The organism is Nonomuraea sp. CA-218870 (assembly GCF_050936535.1).
Taxonomy (GTDB): domain Bacteria; phylum Actinomycetota; class Actinomycetes; order Streptosporangiales; family Streptosporangiaceae; genus Nonomuraea; species Nonomuraea corallina.
Map to the genome: position 1 here is coordinate 21,329 of NZ_JBNJMN010000002.1, position 16,623 is coordinate 37,951.

At 70.7% G+C, this 16,623-nt stretch carries 16 protein-coding genes, 1 pseudogene and 1 riboswitch; of the genes and pseudogenes, 11 read left to right on the forward strand and 6 right to left on the reverse strand.

Going from position 1 to position 16,623, the window contains the following annotated elements; all coding sequences use genetic code 11:
• Positions 1-2: 2 nt before the first annotated feature.
• The gene (locus ACQEUU_RS28730; protein ID WP_433072088.1) at positions 3-1,040 is read left to right on the forward strand and encodes an ABC transporter ATP-binding protein; all 1,038 of its coding nucleotides are present in this window, start codon (positions 3-5) and stop codon (positions 1,038-1,040) included.
• Positions 1,024-2,043, forward strand: coding sequence for an ABC transporter ATP-binding protein (locus ACQEUU_RS28735; RefSeq protein WP_433072090.1), 1,020 nt, complete (start codon positions 1,024-1,026; stop codon positions 2,041-2,043). The genes ACQEUU_RS28730 and ACQEUU_RS28735 overlap by 17 nt, the downstream gene beginning before the upstream one ends.
• 30 nt (positions 2,044-2,073) lie before the next feature.
• Here the strand turns inward: ACQEUU_RS28735 and ACQEUU_RS28740 are convergent, their stop codons facing one another.
• Positions 2,074-3,273 (reverse strand): S8 family serine peptidase, encoded by a 1,200-nt coding sequence (locus ACQEUU_RS28740; protein ID WP_433072092.1) that lies wholly within the window; start codon positions 3,271-3,273, stop codon positions 2,074-2,076.
• Between the two features lie 241 nt (positions 3,274-3,514).
• Positions 3,515-4,372 (reverse strand): SAM hydrolase/SAM-dependent halogenase family protein, encoded by an 858-nt coding sequence (locus ACQEUU_RS28745; protein WP_433074392.1) that lies wholly within the window; start codon positions 4,370-4,372, stop codon positions 3,515-3,517.
• A gap of 211 nt (positions 4,373-4,583) precedes the next feature.
• Here ACQEUU_RS28745 and ACQEUU_RS28750 point away from each other — a divergent pair.
• The 4 genes and pseudogenes from ACQEUU_RS28750 to ACQEUU_RS28765 form a co-directional block, all read left to right on the forward strand.
• Positions 4,584-4,829 (forward strand): annotated as a pseudogene (locus tag ACQEUU_RS28750) (DUF3263 domain-containing protein); the annotation flags it as partial.
• Positions 4,830-4,868: 39 nt separating this feature from the next.
• Positions 4,869-5,639, forward strand: coding sequence for a trehalose-phosphatase (gene otsB / locus ACQEUU_RS28755; protein WP_433072094.1), 771 nt, complete (start codon positions 4,869-4,871; stop codon positions 5,637-5,639).
• Positions 5,640-5,675: 36 nt separating this feature from the next.
• Positions 5,676-6,281, forward strand: coding sequence for a hypothetical protein (locus tag ACQEUU_RS28760; protein ID WP_433072095.1), 606 nt, complete (start codon positions 5,676-5,678; stop codon positions 6,279-6,281).
• Positions 6,282-6,446: 165 nt separating this feature from the next.
• Complete coding sequence (locus tag ACQEUU_RS28765) at positions 6,447-7,064, forward strand: hypothetical protein (protein ID WP_433072097.1); 618 nt, start codon at positions 6,447-6,449, stop codon at positions 7,062-7,064.
• 4 nt (positions 7,065-7,068) lie between these two features.
• Here ACQEUU_RS28765 and ACQEUU_RS28770 read toward each other — a convergent pair whose 3' ends face one another.
• On the reverse strand, positions 7,069-8,493 hold the full coding sequence (locus ACQEUU_RS28770) for an alpha,alpha-trehalose-phosphate synthase (UDP-forming) (RefSeq protein WP_433072099.1): 1,425 nt from the start codon (positions 8,491-8,493) through the stop codon (positions 7,069-7,071).
• 31 nt (positions 8,494-8,524) lie between these two features.
• Here ACQEUU_RS28770 and ACQEUU_RS28775 point away from each other — a divergent pair, with 31 nt between their 5' ends.
• The 5 genes from ACQEUU_RS28775 to groL all read left to right on the forward strand — a co-directional run bounded on the left by ACQEUU_RS28775 (position 8,525) and on the right by groL (position 13,250).
• Entirely contained in the window at positions 8,525-9,079 is a 555-nt protein-coding gene (locus tag ACQEUU_RS28775; protein WP_270155682.1) for an RNA polymerase sigma factor, read from the forward strand.
• A gap of 85 nt (positions 9,080-9,164) precedes the next feature.
• Positions 9,165-9,306, forward strand: a riboswitch (SAM riboswitch).
• A gap of 13 nt (positions 9,307-9,319) precedes the next feature.
• On the forward strand, positions 9,320-10,552 hold the full coding sequence (gene thrC / locus ACQEUU_RS28780) for a threonine synthase (protein WP_433072101.1): 1,233 nt from the start codon (positions 9,320-9,322) through the stop codon (positions 10,550-10,552).
• Positions 10,553-10,576: 24 nt separating this feature from the next.
• Positions 10,577-10,852, forward strand: coding sequence for a MoaD/ThiS family protein (locus ACQEUU_RS28785; protein ID WP_433072103.1), 276 nt, complete (start codon positions 10,577-10,579; stop codon positions 10,850-10,852).
• Between the two features lie 252 nt (positions 10,853-11,104).
• Positions 11,105-11,305, forward strand: a complete 201-nt coding sequence (locus ACQEUU_RS28790) for a cold-shock protein (protein ID WP_020546479.1) — start codon at positions 11,105-11,107, stop codon at positions 11,303-11,305.
• A 316-nt stretch (positions 11,306-11,621) separates the two neighbouring features.
• Positions 11,622-13,250, forward strand: a complete 1,629-nt coding sequence (gene groL, locus ACQEUU_RS28795; RefSeq protein WP_433072106.1) for a chaperonin GroEL — start codon at positions 11,622-11,624, stop codon at positions 13,248-13,250.
• A 205-nt stretch (positions 13,251-13,455) separates the two neighbouring features.
• On the opposite strand, the gene ACQEUU_RS28800 is transcribed toward groL, so the two are convergent.
• From ACQEUU_RS28800 to ACQEUU_RS28810, 3 genes are all read right to left on the reverse strand, one after another.
• The gene (locus ACQEUU_RS28800) at positions 13,456-13,881 is read right to left on the reverse strand and encodes a GNAT family N-acetyltransferase (protein WP_433072108.1); all 426 of its coding nucleotides are present in this window, start codon (positions 13,879-13,881) and stop codon (positions 13,456-13,458) included.
• Between the two features lie 59 nt (positions 13,882-13,940).
• Positions 13,941-14,471: a YbhB/YbcL family Raf kinase inhibitor-like protein gene (locus ACQEUU_RS28805; RefSeq protein ID WP_433072110.1), complete on the reverse strand. Its 531-nt coding sequence runs from the start codon at positions 14,469-14,471 to the stop codon at positions 13,941-13,943.
• Between the two features lie 71 nt (positions 14,472-14,542).
• Positions 14,543-16,543 (reverse strand): HelD family protein, encoded by a 2,001-nt coding sequence (locus ACQEUU_RS28810; protein ID WP_433072112.1) that lies wholly within the window; start codon positions 16,541-16,543, stop codon positions 14,543-14,545.
• Between the last annotated feature and the right edge of the window lie 80 nt (positions 16,544-16,623).

The following is a 16,623-nucleotide window of genomic DNA, read 5'->3' on the forward strand; positions in this document are numbered from 1 at the left end:
ACATGAGCAAGACATCGCTGGACGCGTTGCCGGCCGAGGGAGGGCTGGGCAACGAGCCCCTGCTGGCGGTGGACGACCTGCACGTGGAGTTCACCACGCGCGGAGGCGTCGTGAGGGCCGTCAACGGCGTGAGCTACTCGCTCGACGCCGGCGAGACCCTCGCGGTCCTGGGCGAGTCGGGTTCCGGCAAGTCCGTGACCGCGCAGGCGATCATGGGAATCCTCGACATGCCGCCGGCGCGCATCCCCAAGGGGGAGGTCCGCTTCCACGGCACCGACCTGCTCAGGCTGTCGGAAGAGGCGCGCACGCAGGTGCGCGGCCAGCGCATCGCGATGATCTTCCAGGACGCGCTCTCCGCGCTGAACCCGGTGTTCACCGTGGGCTGGCAGATCAGCGAGATGTTCCGGGTGCACCGGGGCATGTCCAAGCGCGACTCCATGAAGAAGGCCGTCGAGCTGATGGACCGGGTCCGCATCCCGGCCGCCAAGCAGCGCGTCAACGACTACCCGCACCAGTTCTCCGGGGGCATGCGCCAGCGCATCATGATCGCCATGTCGATCGCGCTGGACCCCGAGGTGCTGATCGCGGACGAGCCGACCACCGCGCTCGACGTGACGGTCCAGGCCCAGGTCATGGAGCTGCTCGCGGAGCTGCAGCGCGAGAGCAACATGGGCATGATCCTGATCACGCACGACCTCGGCGTGGTCGCCGACGTCGCCGACAAGATCGCGGTCATGTACGCGGGACGCATCGTGGAGAACGCCCCGGTGCACGACATCTACAAGGCCCCCGCCCACCCCTACACCAAGGGGTTGCTGGAGTCGATCCCGCGGGTCGACCACAAGGGCCAGGAGCTGTACGCCATCAAGGGCCTGCCGCCCAACCTGCTGGCCATGCCGACCGGCTGCGTCTTCCACCCGCGCTGCCCGTACCGGCAGGACAACTGCGTGACCGACGTCCCCCCGCTCTACGAGATCAGCGGCACGCGCAACAGCGCCTGCCACTACTGGAGGGAGGTCCTCGATGGCGACCAAGGGTGAGACGATCCTCGAGGTCCGCGATCTGGTGAAGCACTACCCCCTCAACCAGGGGATCGTGTTCAAGAAACAGATCGGGGCCATCAAGGCCGTCGACGGCGTCTCCTTCGACCTCGCCAGGGGCGAGACGCTCGGCATCGTGGGCGAGTCGGGCTGCGGCAAGTCCACGCTCGCCAAGGTGCTGATGGCGCTGGAGCGGCCCACCTCCGGCACGGTGAAGATCAACGGGCGTGACATCGGCCGGGCCAGGGGCGGCGAGCTCAAGCGGATGCGGCGCAACATCCAGATGGTCATGCAGGACCCCTACACCTCGCTGAACCCGCGGATGACCGTCGGCGACATCGTCGGGGAGCCGTTCGACATCCACACCGAGGTGGCGCCGAAGGGCGACCGCAACCGCAGGGTGCAGGAGCTCCTGGAGGTCGTGGGTCTCAACCCCGACCACATCAACCGCTACCCCCACCAGTTCTCGGGCGGCCAGCGGCAGCGCATCGGCATCGCCCGCGGGCTGGCCCTGCAGCCGGAGATCATCGTCTGTGACGAGCCGGTCTCCGCGCTGGACGTGTCGATCCAGGCCCAGGTGATCAACCTGCTGGAGCGGCTGCAGAACGAGTTCAACCTGGCGTACATCTTCATCGCCCACGACCTGTCGGTGGTCCGCCACATCTCCGACCGGGTCGGGGTGATGTACCTGGGCAAGATGGTGGAACTCGGCAAGGACACCGAGATCTACGACAGGCCCGCCCACCCGTACAGCCAGGCGCTGCTGTCGGCCGTGCCGGTCCCCGACCCCGAGGGGCGCGAGAACCGGGAGCGGATCATCCTCCAGGGCGACCCGCCGTCCCCGGCCAACCCGCCGTCCGGTTGCCGGTTCCGTACGCGGTGCTGGAAGGCGCAGGAGATCTGCGCGACGGAGGAGCCGCTGCTGGAGATCCGTCCGGGCACGGACCACGAGAGCGCCTGTCATTTCGCCGAGACGCATGACGTGGTGCACGCGAGCTCATGAGCTGATCGGCGGCGCTTCGCCCCCGTGCCGTCAGGCGCGGGGGCGATCGCCTGCCCGGGGGCGGAGCAGGACGCGGACCGACAGGGCCAGGGCCAGGGCGACCAGGGCCGCGATGACCAGCGCCCGCGAACCCGGCGGCGGGCCGGGCTCGGGCTCGCCGAAGTGCTCCGCGGGGAGCGGGAGAGCCTGAGCCGGGCCTGCCAGGCGTTCGGCCGCGCGCAGCGCCAGGGCGGCGTTCGCGACGCCGTGCCCGTAGGCGGCGTCGTAGCCGCCGTGCGGGCGTCTCCTGGTGCCACGCTCGATCGCCCGGCGCACGTGGTGGGGTGACAGCTCCGGGTACGCGGATCTGATCAGCGCGGCGATGCCCGCGACCATGGCGGCGGCCGAACTGGTGCCGTCGCTGACCACGTACTGGCCGGTGGCGGTGGCGGTGACGATGTCGACGCCGGGGGCGACGACCGACAGGTGGCGGCGGTTGGAGAACCCGGCCGGCCGGAGCCGCCTGTCGACGGCGCCCACGGCGATCACGCCGGGGTAGGCGGCGGGGAAGTTCCTCCTGTTGGTGGTGGCGCCGTCGTTGCCCGAGGAGGCGACCAGGATCGCGCCGCGCGTGATCGCGTACCGCACCGCCGCCTCCTCGGCGGCCGAGCCCTTCCAGGAGCCGCTGCCGCCGCCGAGCGACATGCTGATGACCTGCGCGCCCCGGTCCACGGCGTAGCGGATGCCCTTGGCGACCGCGTGGTGGCCGCCGGTGCGGCGGCCCGCGCGCAGGGGGTCGGAGTTCTCCAGCGTGACGCGTACCGACAGCACCTTGGCGGCGGGCGCGACGCCGAGCACTCCGTGGTCGTCGTCGTCGCCCCGGTTCGCGCCCGCATGGGCGGAGTGGCCGTGGCCGGCGATGAGGCTGGCCATGGCGGTGCCGTGGTGGCCCCACAGGCCGCCGGTCCTGGCAGCCCCGGTGAGGTCGGGGCCCTGGACCACCGAGCCGCGCAGGTCTGGGTGGTCGCCGCGGACGCCGGTGTCGAGCACCGCCACCAGCACGCCCTCGCCCCTGGTGAGCCGCCAGGCGTCGTGCAGTCGTAACGCGCGGAGCTGCCACTGCTTGGCCCGCGCGGCGGCGCCCGTCTCGTGGTCGGCCGCGGCGGGCGGCACGGCCAGGCCGAGCAGGAGCGGCAGGAGCGGCAGGAGCGGCAGGAGCGGCGCCGTGGCCGCGAGGCGTGGCGACCTCATCGGGCGGGACCCGGGCGCGGGGCGGCGGCGAGCCGGGGCACGGACTCGCGGGAGCGTCGGGGTGCGGCCGGGGGCGGGGACGCCGGCGGCCTGGACATGTGGAGCTGGAACACGTCGACCTCGAACGGGGGGTGAAGGGCGCCCGATCTGCCGCAGCATTCTGGCACGCGGCCGGGGTTTCGGTCCGACGGTTCAGTAAACAGTCCGATACGCCACGTAATTGTTCTTTGTGGCTTTTGTCTTATACGGAGCGTGACAGCCGGACCCGCGCCCCCGGAGGCAGCCCGAGACGCTGCGCCGCGTCGCCGGAGTTCACCGCGAACGCGATCAGGCCCGCCGAGTCCGCGAACGCCACCAGCTCCCCGGGCGGGACCGCCGCGTAGGTCTCCCGGTAGGGCATCGACAGCCGCCGACGGCCCAGCGACACGCCGAGCGTGTCACCCGTCCGCAGGCCCAGCGCCTCCAGGTCGCCGACCGAGATCGACAGCTGCGTGTTGCCGTAGCCGTCCACCGAGACGACCTCGCCCTCGACCGCGCCCTCGTGCAGCACGGAGGTGGGCTCCGGCAGCGTGACCAGCCTCTCGACCGGCACCTCCGGGCCCAGCTCGGCCGCCCGCAGGCCCGTGCACAGCCGCCCGGCCACGGGCGCGAACACGTCCCGGCCGTGGAACGTGGGCGACACCGGGTGCAGGAAGTGCGCGGCGTTGCTCAGCTCGTACGCCGCCCGCGCGCCGCCGCTGGCGCGCACCGCCCACGACAGCAGCCCGTTGTCCGGCCCGATGAACACCCGGCCGCCGGCCTCCACCGCGACCGCCCGCCGGGGCCCGCCGGCGCCGGGGTCGACGGCCCCGACGTGCACGCCCACGGGAAGGTACGGGATCGTCTGGGCCAGAATCGCCGCACCGCGCCGCACGTCGCCCGACGGGACCAGGTGGCACACATCAATCACCCGGACATCTGGGGCAATCCCCGCGATTACTCCATGGCAGGCGGCGACATAGCCATCCTCGAGCCCGTAATCCGTGAGAAGTGTGATGACTGAGGTCACACTTAGTGACTGTACGTCTCTCAATCCGCCGTGAACAGCCGCACTCGGCACATTACGATGGCCACGGGCCGCCTGTGCGGCGCGAAGCCATCGTCGCGCCGCCCTTCCCGAGGAGGACACCATGGACACTGCACCGTCAAACGGTGACAGTGCTGACCGGAGGGCTGACCAGGGAGCCGACCAGGACGCCGGCCAGGGAGCCGACCAGGGAGCCGATGAGGGGGCGGAGCAGGACGCCGTCCAGGAGCCCGTCCATCGGCCTCTCACCGACCGCGAGCTCGAACTCCTCGCCTTCGAGCGCCACTGGTGGCGCTACGCGGGCGCGAAGGAGCAGGCCATCAAGGAGACCTTCGGGTTCTCCGCCACCCGCTACTACCAGTTGCTGGCCGAGTTGATCGACCGGCCCGAGGCGCTGGCGCACGACCCGATGCTGGTCAAGCGGCTGCGCCGGCTGCGCGCCGGCCGCCGCCGTGAGCGCTCCGCCCGGAGACTGGGCATGCGCCCCTGACCCGCTGGGTACGGCAGCGGCGTGAACGACATCCCTGGAATGGAAGCGATACTGAAGGATCCGGCCGGCGCCGTGATCGGGCTCGACTTCGACGGCACCCTGTCGCCGATCGTGCCCGACCCCGACGCCGCGTTCGTCCACGCCGAGGCGCCGCGGACGCTGGCCGAGCTGGGCCGGCACGTCCGCGCGGTGGCGATCGTGACCGGGCGGCCGCCCGCCAAGGTGCTGGAGCTGGGGCCCGCGCTCAAGGAGGTGCCCGGCCTGGTCATCCTCGGCCACTACGGTTTCGAGCGGTGGGAGGACGGACGGATCTGCGCGCCCCCGCCGCCGGCCGGGGTGCCCCGGGTCAAGGCGGAGCTGCCGCTGCTGCTCGACTCGCTCGGCGTGACGGACACGGCGATCGAGGACAAGGGCCGCGCCGTGGCGGTGCACACCCGCCGCAGCGCCGACCCCGAGGGCGCGCTGGCCGCGCTCCGCGAGCCGCTGACGGCGCTGGCGGCCAGGCACGGCCTGGTCGTCGAGCCGGGCCGCCTGGTGCTCGAACTGCGGCCGTCCGGCATGGACAAGGGGCACGCGTTCAGCGCCTTCCTGGCCGAGCGGGCCGCCAGGTCCGTGCTCTTCGCCGGTGACGACCTCGGCGATCTGGCCGCCTTCGACGCGGTGCGCTCGGCGGGACTGCCCGGCGTGACCGTGTGCAGCGGCTCCGCGGAGGTGACGGAGCTGGCCGACCGGGCCGACATCGTGGTCGACGGCCCCGAGGGCGTGGTGGCGCTGCTACGTGAGCTGACCTCGGCGTTCAGTCATACGTGATCAGCTTGCAATCGGTGGTCCGTAGCGTTCGGCCTCATGAGCATGAAGCATGTCGCCGCCGTGGCCGTGGCTGTCGCCGCCGCCCTGGCGACCCCCACGGCCGCCGCCGCGTCCTCTCCCGCGTCCACCTCCGAGTCCGCGTCCGCCCCCACTCAGAAGCTGAAGCTGCGCAAGGGCCTGACCCTCCATATCCCGACCCAATGGAAGGTCCACCGCTTCGGCGCCGACGTGGTGCAGGTCGTGACCGGGAAGTGCGGCAAGCCGAAGGGCTGGGGGACGCTGAACTGCGACGCGTTCTACGTCCTCGGCCCGTCCCTCATCAAGCGCGGCGACGAGGGATTCCGCCCCTACACCGGCAAGGACCCCTTCTACACCTCGAGCGGCGTGCTGCAATGCCCGTTCAACCCGAAGTGGGGCGAGTCCATCGGCCCGAAGGTGACGCGCGGCGTGCGCCAGATCGGGAAGGGGCACAAGGCCGCCTACAACGTCTGGCAGTCGCGTTGCACCAGCTTGTCGAACGGCAGGACCAAGGCCCGTTTCACGCAGCGCGAGTGGTACCTGCCGAAGAGCAAGATCCTCGTAGTGGACCAGTGGAACACCCCGGGGCTGGCCTCCGCGCTCAAGCACGCCGACTGGAAGTGACGCGGACCCCTCCCGGCGAGTCCCAGCCGTGAGTTCAGGAGAGCGCGTCGAGCTGGGCGGCCGGCCATCTGCGCGGGGGGCGTGGTGGCGCTGCTACATGAGCTGACCTCGGCGTTCAGTCATTCGTGATCAGCTTGCAATCGGTGGTCCGTAGGGTCCGGCCTCATGAGTAAGAAGCACGTCGCCGCCGTGGCCGTGGCTGTCGCCGCCGCCCTGGCGACCCCCACGGCCGCCGCCGCGTCCTCTCCCGCGTCCACCACCGCGCCGGCCGCCGCCGCCCCCGCTCAGGAGCTCAAGCTGCGCGCGGGCCTGACCCTCTACATCCCGATCGCATGGGAGGTGCACCGGATCCGCGGCGACTGGATCAACGTCGTCACCGGACCCTGTCGCAAACCTCGGGGCGGCTTCTTCACTCCCGACTGCCAGGGCTTCTGGATCCTCGGGCCCAAGGCGATCAAGCTGGGCGCCGAGGGCTTCGGCCCGTACGACGCGCGAGAGGGCGGCTACTACCCCGCCTCGGACGTACAGCCGTGCCCCAAGAACGGCAAGCTCGTGCGCGGAGAGCGGATCGGCGCGCACAAGAAGGGCACGCGCCAGGTCGGTCCCGGGCACAAGGCGCACTACCACCAGTTCACCACCCGCTGCCGCACCACCACCGGCAAGAAGGTGGGTGTGTCGTTCACCACCCGCGAGTGGTATCTGCCGAAGTCGAAGATCCTCGTCGTCGACGAGTGGAGCACCAAGAACCTCGCCGACGCGCTCAAGCACGCCGACTGGCGGTGACCGGTCAGGTGAGCGCGTCGAGCTGAGCGGCCAGCCACCGGTGCGGCGGCAGGGCGGTGGCCGCCTCCTCCAGCCGGGCGCGCCGGTGGGCGCGCTCAGGCTCGGGCATCACCAGCGCCGCGTGCAGCGCGTCCGCGGTGCCGGTGATGTCGTAGGGGTTGACCACCAGCGCGTGCGCGCCCAGCTCCGCGCACGCGCCCGCCTCCCGCGACAGCACCAGCGCGCACGTCCGCGACAGGACCGGGCCCTCCTTGGCCACCAGGTTCATGCCGTCGCGGATCGGGTTGACCAGCAGCACGTCGGCCAGCCGGTAGGCGGCCAGCGAGCGCGGGTAGTCGTCGTTGACGTTGAGGATCAGCGGGTCCCAGTCCTCGGTCGCGTACTCGTCCTCGATCTCCTGCGCGCAGCGCTGCACGGCCGCGGTGTACTCGCGGTATTCGGGCAGGTCGTGGCGGCTGGGATAGGCGAAGGCCAGGTGCACCACGCGGCCGTGCCACTCCGGATGGGCGTCCAGGAACTCCTTGTAGGAAAGCAGGCCGCGCACGATGTTCTTCGACAGCTCGGTGCGGTCGATGCGGACGATCAGCTTGCGGTCGCCGACCTGCTCCCTGATCGCCGCCATGTGCGACTCGACGTCGGGCTCGCAGGCGCGGGCCCACAGGGCCTCACCGTCGACGCCGAGCGCGTGCACGCCGACCTGGGTGGTGCGGCCCGCGTACGAGATCGTCCCGGCCTGCCGGTCGGCCTCGGCGCCCAGCACGGTCCGGCAGCACTCCATGAACGCGTCCGCCCACCGCCGGGTGAGGAACCCGGCGTGGTCGGCGCCCAGGATGCCCTCCAGCACCTCGCCCGCCACGTCGTCGGGGAGCAGCGAGAAGTATTCGGGCGGCGCCCACGGGGTGTGGCTGAAGTGGGCGACGCGCAGGTCGGGGCGCTCGGCGCGGAGCATGGCCGGGGTCAGGGTCAGGTGGTAGTCCTGCACCAGGACGCGGGCGCCGTGGCCTGCCTCCTCGGCGAGCGCGAGCGCGAACGCCCCGTTGTAGTCGCGGTAGGACTCCCAGTCGCGCCGGAACCTCGTGCCGAAGTGGGGCGCGTTCGGGATGTCGTAGAGCAGGTGGTTGACGAACCAGAGCGTGGAGTTGGCCACGGAGTTGTAGGCCCGGTGGAAGGTGGACGGCGCGATGTCGAGCATGCGCAGCGCGCCCGTCTCGTAGCCCGCGTGGTCGAGCCGGCCGCCGGGGGCCTGGCGGGCGGCGCTGCGGTCGCCGTCGGACAGGGCCGCGCACACCCACAGCACGTCGCCTTCCCTGCCCACGCCGGACAGGCCGGAGACGAGGCCGCCGCCGCCGCGTCTCATGGTGAGGACGCCGTCGTCGGAGACGGTGAACGACACGGGGCCTCGGTTCGAGGCGAGCAGGACGCTGTTCATTTCCCCTCCCTCCGATCATAGGATCCCAGCTATGGCGCTAGATGAGCACACCGAGGAACTCGCCCGTGCCGCCGCCCGCGGCGACCACCGCGCGCTCGGAGAGCTCCTGCGGCGGATCGAGCCCGACGTGCTGCGGCACTGCGCCCGGATCCTGCCCTACCACCAGGACGCGGAGGAGGCGGCGCAGGACACCCTGCTCGCGGTGGCGCGCAACATCGGGCGGTTCGAGGGCCGGGCGAGGTTCAGCACCTGGCTCCACATCGTGACCGCCAACTGCGCCCGCACCACGTACCGCTCGCTCAAGCGCAGGTCGGCGGAGCAGAGCTCCGACGAGCTGCTGACGCAGAAGCCCGACGTGCGGCGGGTCAGCGTGATCGCGGGCTCGCGGCTGGACCTGCTCGACGCGATGGAGGCGCTGGAGGCCGACAAGCCGGACCTGGCGCAGGCGCTGGTGCTGCGCGACATCGTGCAGCTCGACTACAGCGAGGTGGCCGAGCAGCTCAACATCCCGCTCGGCACCGCCAAGTCGCGCATCCACCAGGCCCGCAAGTACGTGCAGGGGGTGCTGGGCGACGACTACCGGTGAGACCGTTCGTCTCGGAGTCTGAGACGGCTGTCCGGAGCACCCGGTTGATTGGGTAGAGTCCGAGTCAGCAGCAACAACTGAACATTGCTCATCCAGAGGGGTGGAGGGACCGGCCCTGCGAAGCCCCGGCAACCCTCCCGGCTTGTGACTCGCGACCTGGCGAGGCCGACCGGGACAGGGTGCCAATTCCGGTCCGCGGTCAGGGTGGCCGCGGGCGAAGATGAGGGAAGGCCTCGCTTCATGTCGCTCGACTTTGGTCCCGCAACCGCTCTCTCCTGCCGCGAATGCGGCGCCCGCTACCCGCTCGGCCCCAACTTCGCCTGCGTCGAGTGTTTCGGGCCGCTGGAGGCGGCCTACGACTTCGGCGACGTCAAGCGGTCCGACATCGAGTCGGGCCCGGCCAGCATCTGGCGCTACCGTTCCCTGCTGCCGGTGCCGGCCGACGTCGCGACCAAGCCCAACATGAACCCCGGCTGGACGCCGCTGGTCAAGGCGGGCAACCTGGGCAGGGAGCTCGGCCTCAGGTCCCTGTACGTGAAGGACGACTCGGGCAACCCCACCCACTCCTTCAAGGACCGGGTGGTGGCCATCGCCGTCGAGGCGGCCCGCAATTTCGGCTTCCACACGCTCTCCTGCTCCTCGACCGGAAACCTGGCCGGGGCCGTCACGGCCGCCGCCGCCAGGGCGGGCCTGGACGCGTGCGTGTTCATCCCCGCCGGGCTGGAGCAGGCCAAGATCGCCATGGCCCGGGTCTTCGGCGGCAGGCTCATCGGCATCGAGGGCACCTACGACGAGGTCAACCGGTTCTGCTCGGAGCTGATCGGCGATCCTCTGGGCGACAAGTGGGGGTTCGTCAACGTCAACCTGCGGCCCTACTACGCCGAGGGCTCCAAGACCCTCGCGTACGAGATCGCCGAGCAGCTCGGCTGGCGGCTGCCGGAGCAGATCGTCATCCCGATCGCGTCCGGCTCCCAGCTCACGAAGATCGACAAGGGGTTCAAGGAGCTGATCCGGCTCGGGCTGGTCGAGGACCGGCCCTACAAGGTCTTCGGGGCGCAGGCGCAGGGCTGCTCGCCGGTGTCGGCCGCCTTCAAGGCGGGCCACGACGTGGTCCAGCCGGTCAAGCCCGACACCATCGCCAAGTCGCTGGCCATCGGCAACCCCGCCGACGGCCCGTACGTGCTCGACATCGCCCGGCGCACCGGCGGGGCGGTCGAGGACGTGACGGACGCCGAGATCGTCGCGGCCATCAAGCTGCTGGCCTCGACCGAGGGCGTCTTCGCCGAGACGGCGGGCGGCGTCACGGTGGGCGTGCTGAAGAAGCTCGTCGAGACCGGGCAGCTCGACCCGGAGGCCGAGACCGTGGTGCTCAACACCGGCGACGGGCTCAAGACGCTCGACGCCGTGGCCGCCGACGCGCAGCCCACGGCCGTGATCCGGCCCTCTCTCGACGCGTTCCGCGCGACTGTCTGACAATCAGGAAAGGCGACGTACATTATGAGCGTTTCTGTGCGGATTCCCACCATTCTGCGCACGTACACCGGGGGCAGCGCCGAAGTGAGCGGGGAAGGTGCGACTCTCCGTGACGTGCTGGCCAAGCTCGACTCGGACTATCCGGGGATCGGCGCCCGTATTCTGGACGAATCGGGCAAGATTCGGCGTTTTGTCAACGTCTACGTGGGAGAAGAGGACGTCCGATTCGCCCAGGGTCTGGACACGCCGGCCCCGGAGGGCGCTCAGATCTCCATCATCCCGGCCGTCGCGGGCGGCTGACCCCGCTCGCTCGGCGGAGCATCGGTCAGGAAGGCGCCCCATGTGGGCGCCTTCCCCTTTTGCAGGGAATTTCAACATTGAACTACTCAGCCATGGGTGAAATACGTCTTTCACGGATTGACTCTGTTGCCGAACGCCGTACCACAGGTATGGTCGAGTGCGATCGTCAGAAGATATCCCCATATCTCTTGGCGATTGTGGGTCTCGCGGAGGAATGGGCGAGATCTCTGGGCCCAGTAAGAGGAGTCAGAAGTGGCGCAGGGCACCGTCAAGTGGTTCAACGCGGACAAGGGCTACGGCTTCATCGCGGTAGACGGTGGTAAGGATGTATTCGTCCATTACTCGGCAATCTTGATGGACGGCTATCGCTCTCTCGAGCAGGGACAACGAGTCGAGTTCGAGATCACGCAGGGCCAGAAGGGACCGCAGGCGGAGTCCGTCAGAGCGGTCTGAGGTGTAACTGGTACGCACCGGCAGCGCGCACGCCAGCGCAGTGCGTGTGATCTGCCACCTCACCAACAGGGATACGGCGGGCCGCCCGGGGCCCGCCGTACGGACCCCTCACGGCCAGGAGTTGACCTGGGGGAGGCAGGCGTCGGCTTGCACTCGGCAGGGTAGAGTGCTAAACAGTTCGTTGGCACTCTATGTTGACGAGTGCCAACGGGGATCGAGACGATGGGGCCTGCCGAACGGAGATGCGGGCCCACATGCCGTCGCGGGCGTCGGCTCGGTCTCACCAGGACACCCTGTATCTGGGAGGTCTCGCCTAATGGCAGCCAAGATGATCGCGTTTGACGAGGACGCCCGGCGCGGTCTCGAGCGCGGGATGAACCAGCTCGCCGACGCGGTGAAGGTCACGCTCGGCCCCAAGGGCCGCAACGTCGTGCTGGAGAAGAAGTGGGGCGCCCCCACGATCACCAACGACGGTGTCTCGATCGCCAAGGAGATCGAGCTCGAGGACCCGTGGGAGAAGATCGGCGCCGAGCTGGTCAAGGAAGTCGCCAAGAAGACGGACGACGTCGCCGGCGACGGCACCACCACCGCCACCGTGCTCGCCCAGGCGCTCGTGCGTGAGGGCCTGCGCAACGTCGCTGCCGGCGCCAACCCGATGGCCCTGAAGAAGGGCATCGAGGCCGCTGTGGAGCGCGTCAGCGAGGAGCTCTCCAAGCTGGCCAAGGACGTGGAGACCAAGGAGCAGATCGCCTCCACCGCCTCCATCTCCGCCGCCGACCCCGAGATCGGCTCGCTCATCGCCGAGGCGATGGACAAGGTCGGCAAGGAAGGCGTCATCACCGTCGAGGAGAGCAACACCTTCGGCCTGGAGCTGGAGCTCACCGAGGGCATGCGCTTCGACAAGGGCATGACGTCGATGTACTTCGTCACGGACTCCGACCGCATGGAGGCCGTGCTCGAGGACCCGTACATCCTGATCGTCAACTCGAAGATCTCGGCCAACAAGGACCTGCTGCCGCTGCTCGACAAGGTCGTGCAGTCCGGCAAGCCGCTCCTCATCATCGCCGAGGACATCGAGGGCGAGGCCCTGGCCACGCTGGTGGTCAACAAGATCCGCGGCCTGTTCCGCTCGGTGGCCGTCAAGGCCCCCGGCTTCGGCGACCGCCGCAAGGCCATGCTGGCCGACATCGCCATCCTCACCGGCGGCCAGGTCATCGCCGAGGAGGTCGGTCTCAAGCTGGAGAACGCCACCCTCGACCTGCTGGGCCGCGCCCGCAAGGTCGTGGTGACCAAGGACGAGACCACGATCGTCGACGGCGCCGGTGACGCCGACTCGATCGCCGGCCGGGTCAACGAGATCCGCGCCGAGATCGACCGCACCGACTCCGACTACGACCGCGAGAAGCTCCAGGAGCGGCTGGCCAAGCTGGCCGGCGGCGTGGCCGTCATCAAGGCCGGCGCAGCCACCGAGGTCGAGCTGAAGGAGCGCAAGCACCGCATCGAGGACGCCGTGCGCAACGCCAAGGCGGCCGTCGAGGAGGGCATCGTGCCCGGCGGTGGCGTGGCCCTGCTGCAGGCCGGCGCCAAGGCGTTCGACAAGCTGGAGCTGCCGGGCGACGAGGCCACTGGTGCGGCCATCGTGCGCAAGGCGCTGGAGGAGCCGCTCAAGCAGATCGCGGTCAACGCCGGCCTCGAGGGCGGCGTCGTGGTCGAGCGCGTCCGCAACCTCACCCCGGGTGAGGGCCTCAACGCGGCCAGCGGCGAGTACGTCAACATGTTCGAGGCGGGCATCATCGACCCGGCCAAGGTGACGCGCTCCGCGCTGCAGAACGCCGCCTCCATCGCGGCGCTGTTCCTGACCACCGAGGCCGTCATCGCCGAGAAGCCCGAGAAGGCCGCGGCCGCTCCGGCGGGCATGCCCGGCGGCGGTGACATGGACTTCTGATCGAGGGTTCTCGACCTGAGGTTCGCGAGTCGGCCCGCACCGGTGTTTCCGGTTCGGGCCGCTTCGCATTTCCGCCCGCTCCTTCACGGAGAGGTTTACCGCACCGCACCACTATCCGTATATGTCCGATAACGTTCTGATATACGGCGGTCATCAGAAAACGTTTCGGGGTTCTTCATCCCCAGGACCCAAGAGGGGACACGGCTCACCCGGAAAAGGGCTTGACCCACCGGTCCCACTCCGGCTGGGGCGCGTAGCCCGCGGCGGCCCAGGCGGGGTGGGCGAGCGCGTTGTCGCGCAGCACCATAGCGTCGGCGCGGAACGCGCCGAACCCGACGAAACGCTTCTCGGCGGCCGACAGCAGGGCCGTGGCGACGCCCTTGCGGCGGTGGGCCGGATCGACGGCCAGCCGGTAGAGGTGGGCCCGCCACCCGTCCCAGCCCGCGATCAGCGTGCCCACCAGCTCGCCGTCCAGTTCGGCCAGGAGCAGCGCCTCAGGGTCGCGTTCGACCAGTGCCAGCACCGCGGCGGCCGAGTCGCGGCGGTCGGTGCCCTCGGCGGCGTGCGACCAGAACCGCAGGACCGGTTCGACGTCCGCCGGGCCACCTGTCCGGATCGCTGGATCTGTCATACGCCGGAACCTACCAAGACGCGGCACCGCCTCCCGGGGGAGGCGGTGCGCTCGCGTGGTCAGACCCCGAAATGGGGGATGATGTGGCCGCGCGCCAGGGTGTTGGCGGTGATGTTGAAGCCCACGACGGCCGGGCTGGCGTCGGTGTCGACGCCGAGGGTGTCGACACCGAGCGCGTGCACGGTGAAGACGTAGCGGTGCGGGTCGCCGGGAGGCGGGGCCGAACCGCCGTAGTCCTTGGTGCCGTAGTCGTTGCGGGCGTGCTTGGCGCCCTGCGGCAGTCCCTTGAACTCGGGCGCGGTGCCGGCCCCCGTGGGCAGCTCGGTGACCGAAGCCGGGATGTCGAACAGCACCCAGTGCCAGAAGCCGCTGCCCGTGGGCGCGTCGGGATCGAAGCAGGTCACCGCGTAGCTGAGCGTCTCCGCCGGGGCGTCGGACCAGCGGAGGCTGGGGGAGAGGTTCTGGCCCGTCATGCCCCAGTCGTTGAAGACGTGCAGGTCACTCAGCCTCTCCCCGTCCGTCATGTCGTCGCTGTGGACCGTGAGCGAGGGGACCGACGGCAGGTGTTCGTGTGGCAGCGGTGCTGGCACGGCATCCTCCTTTGGGTGAAAGCTCCTCCCGTCATCCTAGAAGTGATCCTCCGCCTCGCCACGTGTCGCCGTCACCCGGCGAGCTGAGGCGGGAGGGGCTTGTGGTGGAGGACCGTGAGCGAGGTGACGGCGCGGGTGAGCACCACGTAGAGGCGGGCCAGGCCGCGCGGCTCGGCGTCGACGATGTCGGCCGGCTCCACCACGATGACGTGGTCGTACTCCAGGCCCTTGGCCAGCGTCGCGGGCACCACGAGCAGGCGGTGCTCCTGGACGGAGTCGGGGTCGAGGACGGCGTGCGCGACGCCCAAGAGCGACTCGGAGACCGCGTGGACCGCGGCGTCGGGGACGATGACGCCGATGGAGCCCTCGCGGCCCAGCGTCTCCCGGACGGCCTCGCGGAGATCGCCGGACGGCCGGATCGACAGGGACCCGGCGCCGGGGCGCAGCGACCGGGGCGGGGCCAGGCCGGGGGCGACGGACGGCAGCAGGCGGGCGGCGTAGTCGAGGACCTCGCGGGGGACGCGGAAGCCCAGCGTCAGCTCGGTGACCTCGCCGTCCTGACCGAGATGGGTGAGGACCGAGCGCCACGACGTGGTGGACCAGGGGGTGGTGCCCTGGGCCAGGTCGCCGAGCACCGTGGCGGAGCCGTTGCGGCAGCGCCTGCCGAGCGCGCGCAGCTGCATCGCCGACAGGTCCTGCGCCTCGTCGACGACGAGGTGGCCGAGCGAGGGGGTGCGCTCGATCAGGTCGCCCAGCTCGTCGAGGAGCGCCGCGTCCGCGGCGCTCCACCTGGCGGACCGCCGGCTGCGGTACGGCTTGCGCCAGAGCAGCAGTCCCCGCTCCTCGGGCGACAGGTCGGACCGGGCGGCCCTGGCGAGGAACTCCTCGTCGGACAGCAGCCGGTGGAGCACCTGCTCCGGCGTCAGCTTCGGCCACACGGCGTCGACCAGCTGCTTGACCGGCCGGGACCGGGCGACCGCGTCCTGCACCCGGTCGTCGGGCGACTCACCGCGCTGTTCCATCCGTACCAGCACCAGGTGGGCGAGCCGCTGGGCGAGCGCGGCGCGGCCGGGACCGTAGCGGGTGGTGCCGCGCAGCGAGGCGACGATCTCGCGCACCTCGTGGTCGGCCACCCGGTGGCGGTAGGCGCCCTTGGCGTAGACCAGCCCTTCCTCCGGCTTGACGATGTGGAGCCAGAGAGCCCGCTTCAGCACGGCCGCCATCCGGGCGTCGCCCTTGACCGCGGCCGTCGCCGGGTCCTCCGGCGCGGCGTGGTCGCCGAGGAGGCCGGCCACCGTGGTCTGGTCGACCTTGACCTCGCCGAGAGCGGGCAGCACGGAGGAGATGTACGAGAGGAAGGCCCGGTTCGGCCCGACGATCATCACGCCGGCCCTGGCGAGCCGCTCGCGGTGGGTGAACAGCAGGTAGGCGGCCCGGTGCAGGCCGACCGCCGTCTTCCCGGTGCCCGGAGCGCCCTGCACGCAGACCGTGCTGGTGAGCTCGGAGCGGACGATCTCGTCCTGGTCGGGCTGGATGGTGGCCACGATGTCGCGCATCGGCCCGGTGCGCGGGCGCTCGATCTCCTCGGTGAGGATCCGGGACGGGCCGATCTCGGCGCCCTGGTCGAGCGGCTCGTCCTCGTACGCGGTGAGCACGCCGCCGTGGTAGCCGAACCGGCGGCGCAGCGTGACCCCCATCGGGTCGGCGGGACTGGCCTGGTAGAAGGCGCGCGACACGGGGGCGCGCCAGTCGATGACCAGGGGGCGGCTGGCGCCGTCGTGCACGTGGCGACGGCCGACGTGGATGGTGGAGGGCAGGTCGTCGGTGGCCGAGCGGTCGAGCCGGCCGAAGAACAGCGGCGTGTCGGGATGGTCGGCCAGGGCGGCGACGCGCTGGTCGAGCAGGGACTGGAGGATCTGCTGGGAGACCCAGTCGCCGGCCGCGTCGGCCGAGAGCGACTGCGCGTGCGCGCGCATGGCCGCGAGCGCGGCCCTGGAGTCGGCCAGGTGGGCCTGCTCGGCGGCGAGGACGCCGGAGGGTATGTCGGGGGCCAGTCGGTCGGTGGTGGGCATGGGCGAGCGCCTCCCGGCGGTCGGAGGTGGATGACAAGGCAGCGAATCCGCCAGTTTAGTGCGCCCGTCGCGATGCCCTC

Coding starts and splice junctions, on each gene's coding strand:
- ACQEUU_RS28740 (WP_433072092.1), bottom strand. CDS start 3,273: ATGAGGTCGCCACGCCTCGCGGCCACGGCGCCGCTCCTGCCGCTCCTG.
- thrC (WP_433072101.1), top strand. CDS start 9,320: ATGTCGCTCGACTTTGGTCCCGCAACCGCTCTCTCCTGCCGCGAATGC.
- ACQEUU_RS28765 (WP_433072097.1), top strand. CDS start 6,447: ATGAGTAAGAAGCACGTCGCCGCCGTGGCCGTGGCTGTCGCCGCCGCC.
- otsB (WP_433072094.1), top strand. CDS start 4,869: ATGGAAGCGATACTGAAGGATCCGGCCGGCGCCGTGATCGGGCTCGAC.
- ACQEUU_RS28810 (WP_433072112.1), bottom strand. CDS start 16,543: ATGCCCACCACCGACCGACTGGCCCCCGACATACCCTCCGGCGTCCTC.
- groL (WP_433072106.1), top strand. CDS start 11,622: ATGGCAGCCAAGATGATCGCGTTTGACGAGGACGCCCGGCGCGGTCTC.
- ACQEUU_RS28770 (WP_433072099.1), bottom strand. CDS start 8,493: ATGAACAGCGTCCTGCTCGCCTCGAACCGAGGCCCCGTGTCGTTCACC.
- ACQEUU_RS28730 (WP_433072088.1), top strand. CDS start 3: ATGAGCAAGACATCGCTGGACGCGTTGCCGGCCGAGGGAGGGCTGGGC.
- ACQEUU_RS28760 (WP_433072095.1), top strand. CDS start 5,676: ATGAGCATGAAGCATGTCGCCGCCGTGGCCGTGGCTGTCGCCGCCGCC.
- ACQEUU_RS28775 (WP_270155682.1), top strand. CDS start 8,525: ATGGCGCTAGATGAGCACACCGAGGAACTCGCCCGTGCCGCCGCCCGC.
- ACQEUU_RS28735 (WP_433072090.1), top strand. CDS start 1,024: ATGGCGACCAAGGGTGAGACGATCCTCGAGGTCCGCGATCTGGTGAAG.
- ACQEUU_RS28800 (WP_433072108.1), bottom strand. CDS start 13,881: ATGACAGATCCAGCGATCCGGACAGGTGGCCCGGCGGACGTCGAACCG.
- ACQEUU_RS28785 (WP_433072103.1), top strand. CDS start 10,577: ATGAGCGTTTCTGTGCGGATTCCCACCATTCTGCGCACGTACACCGGG.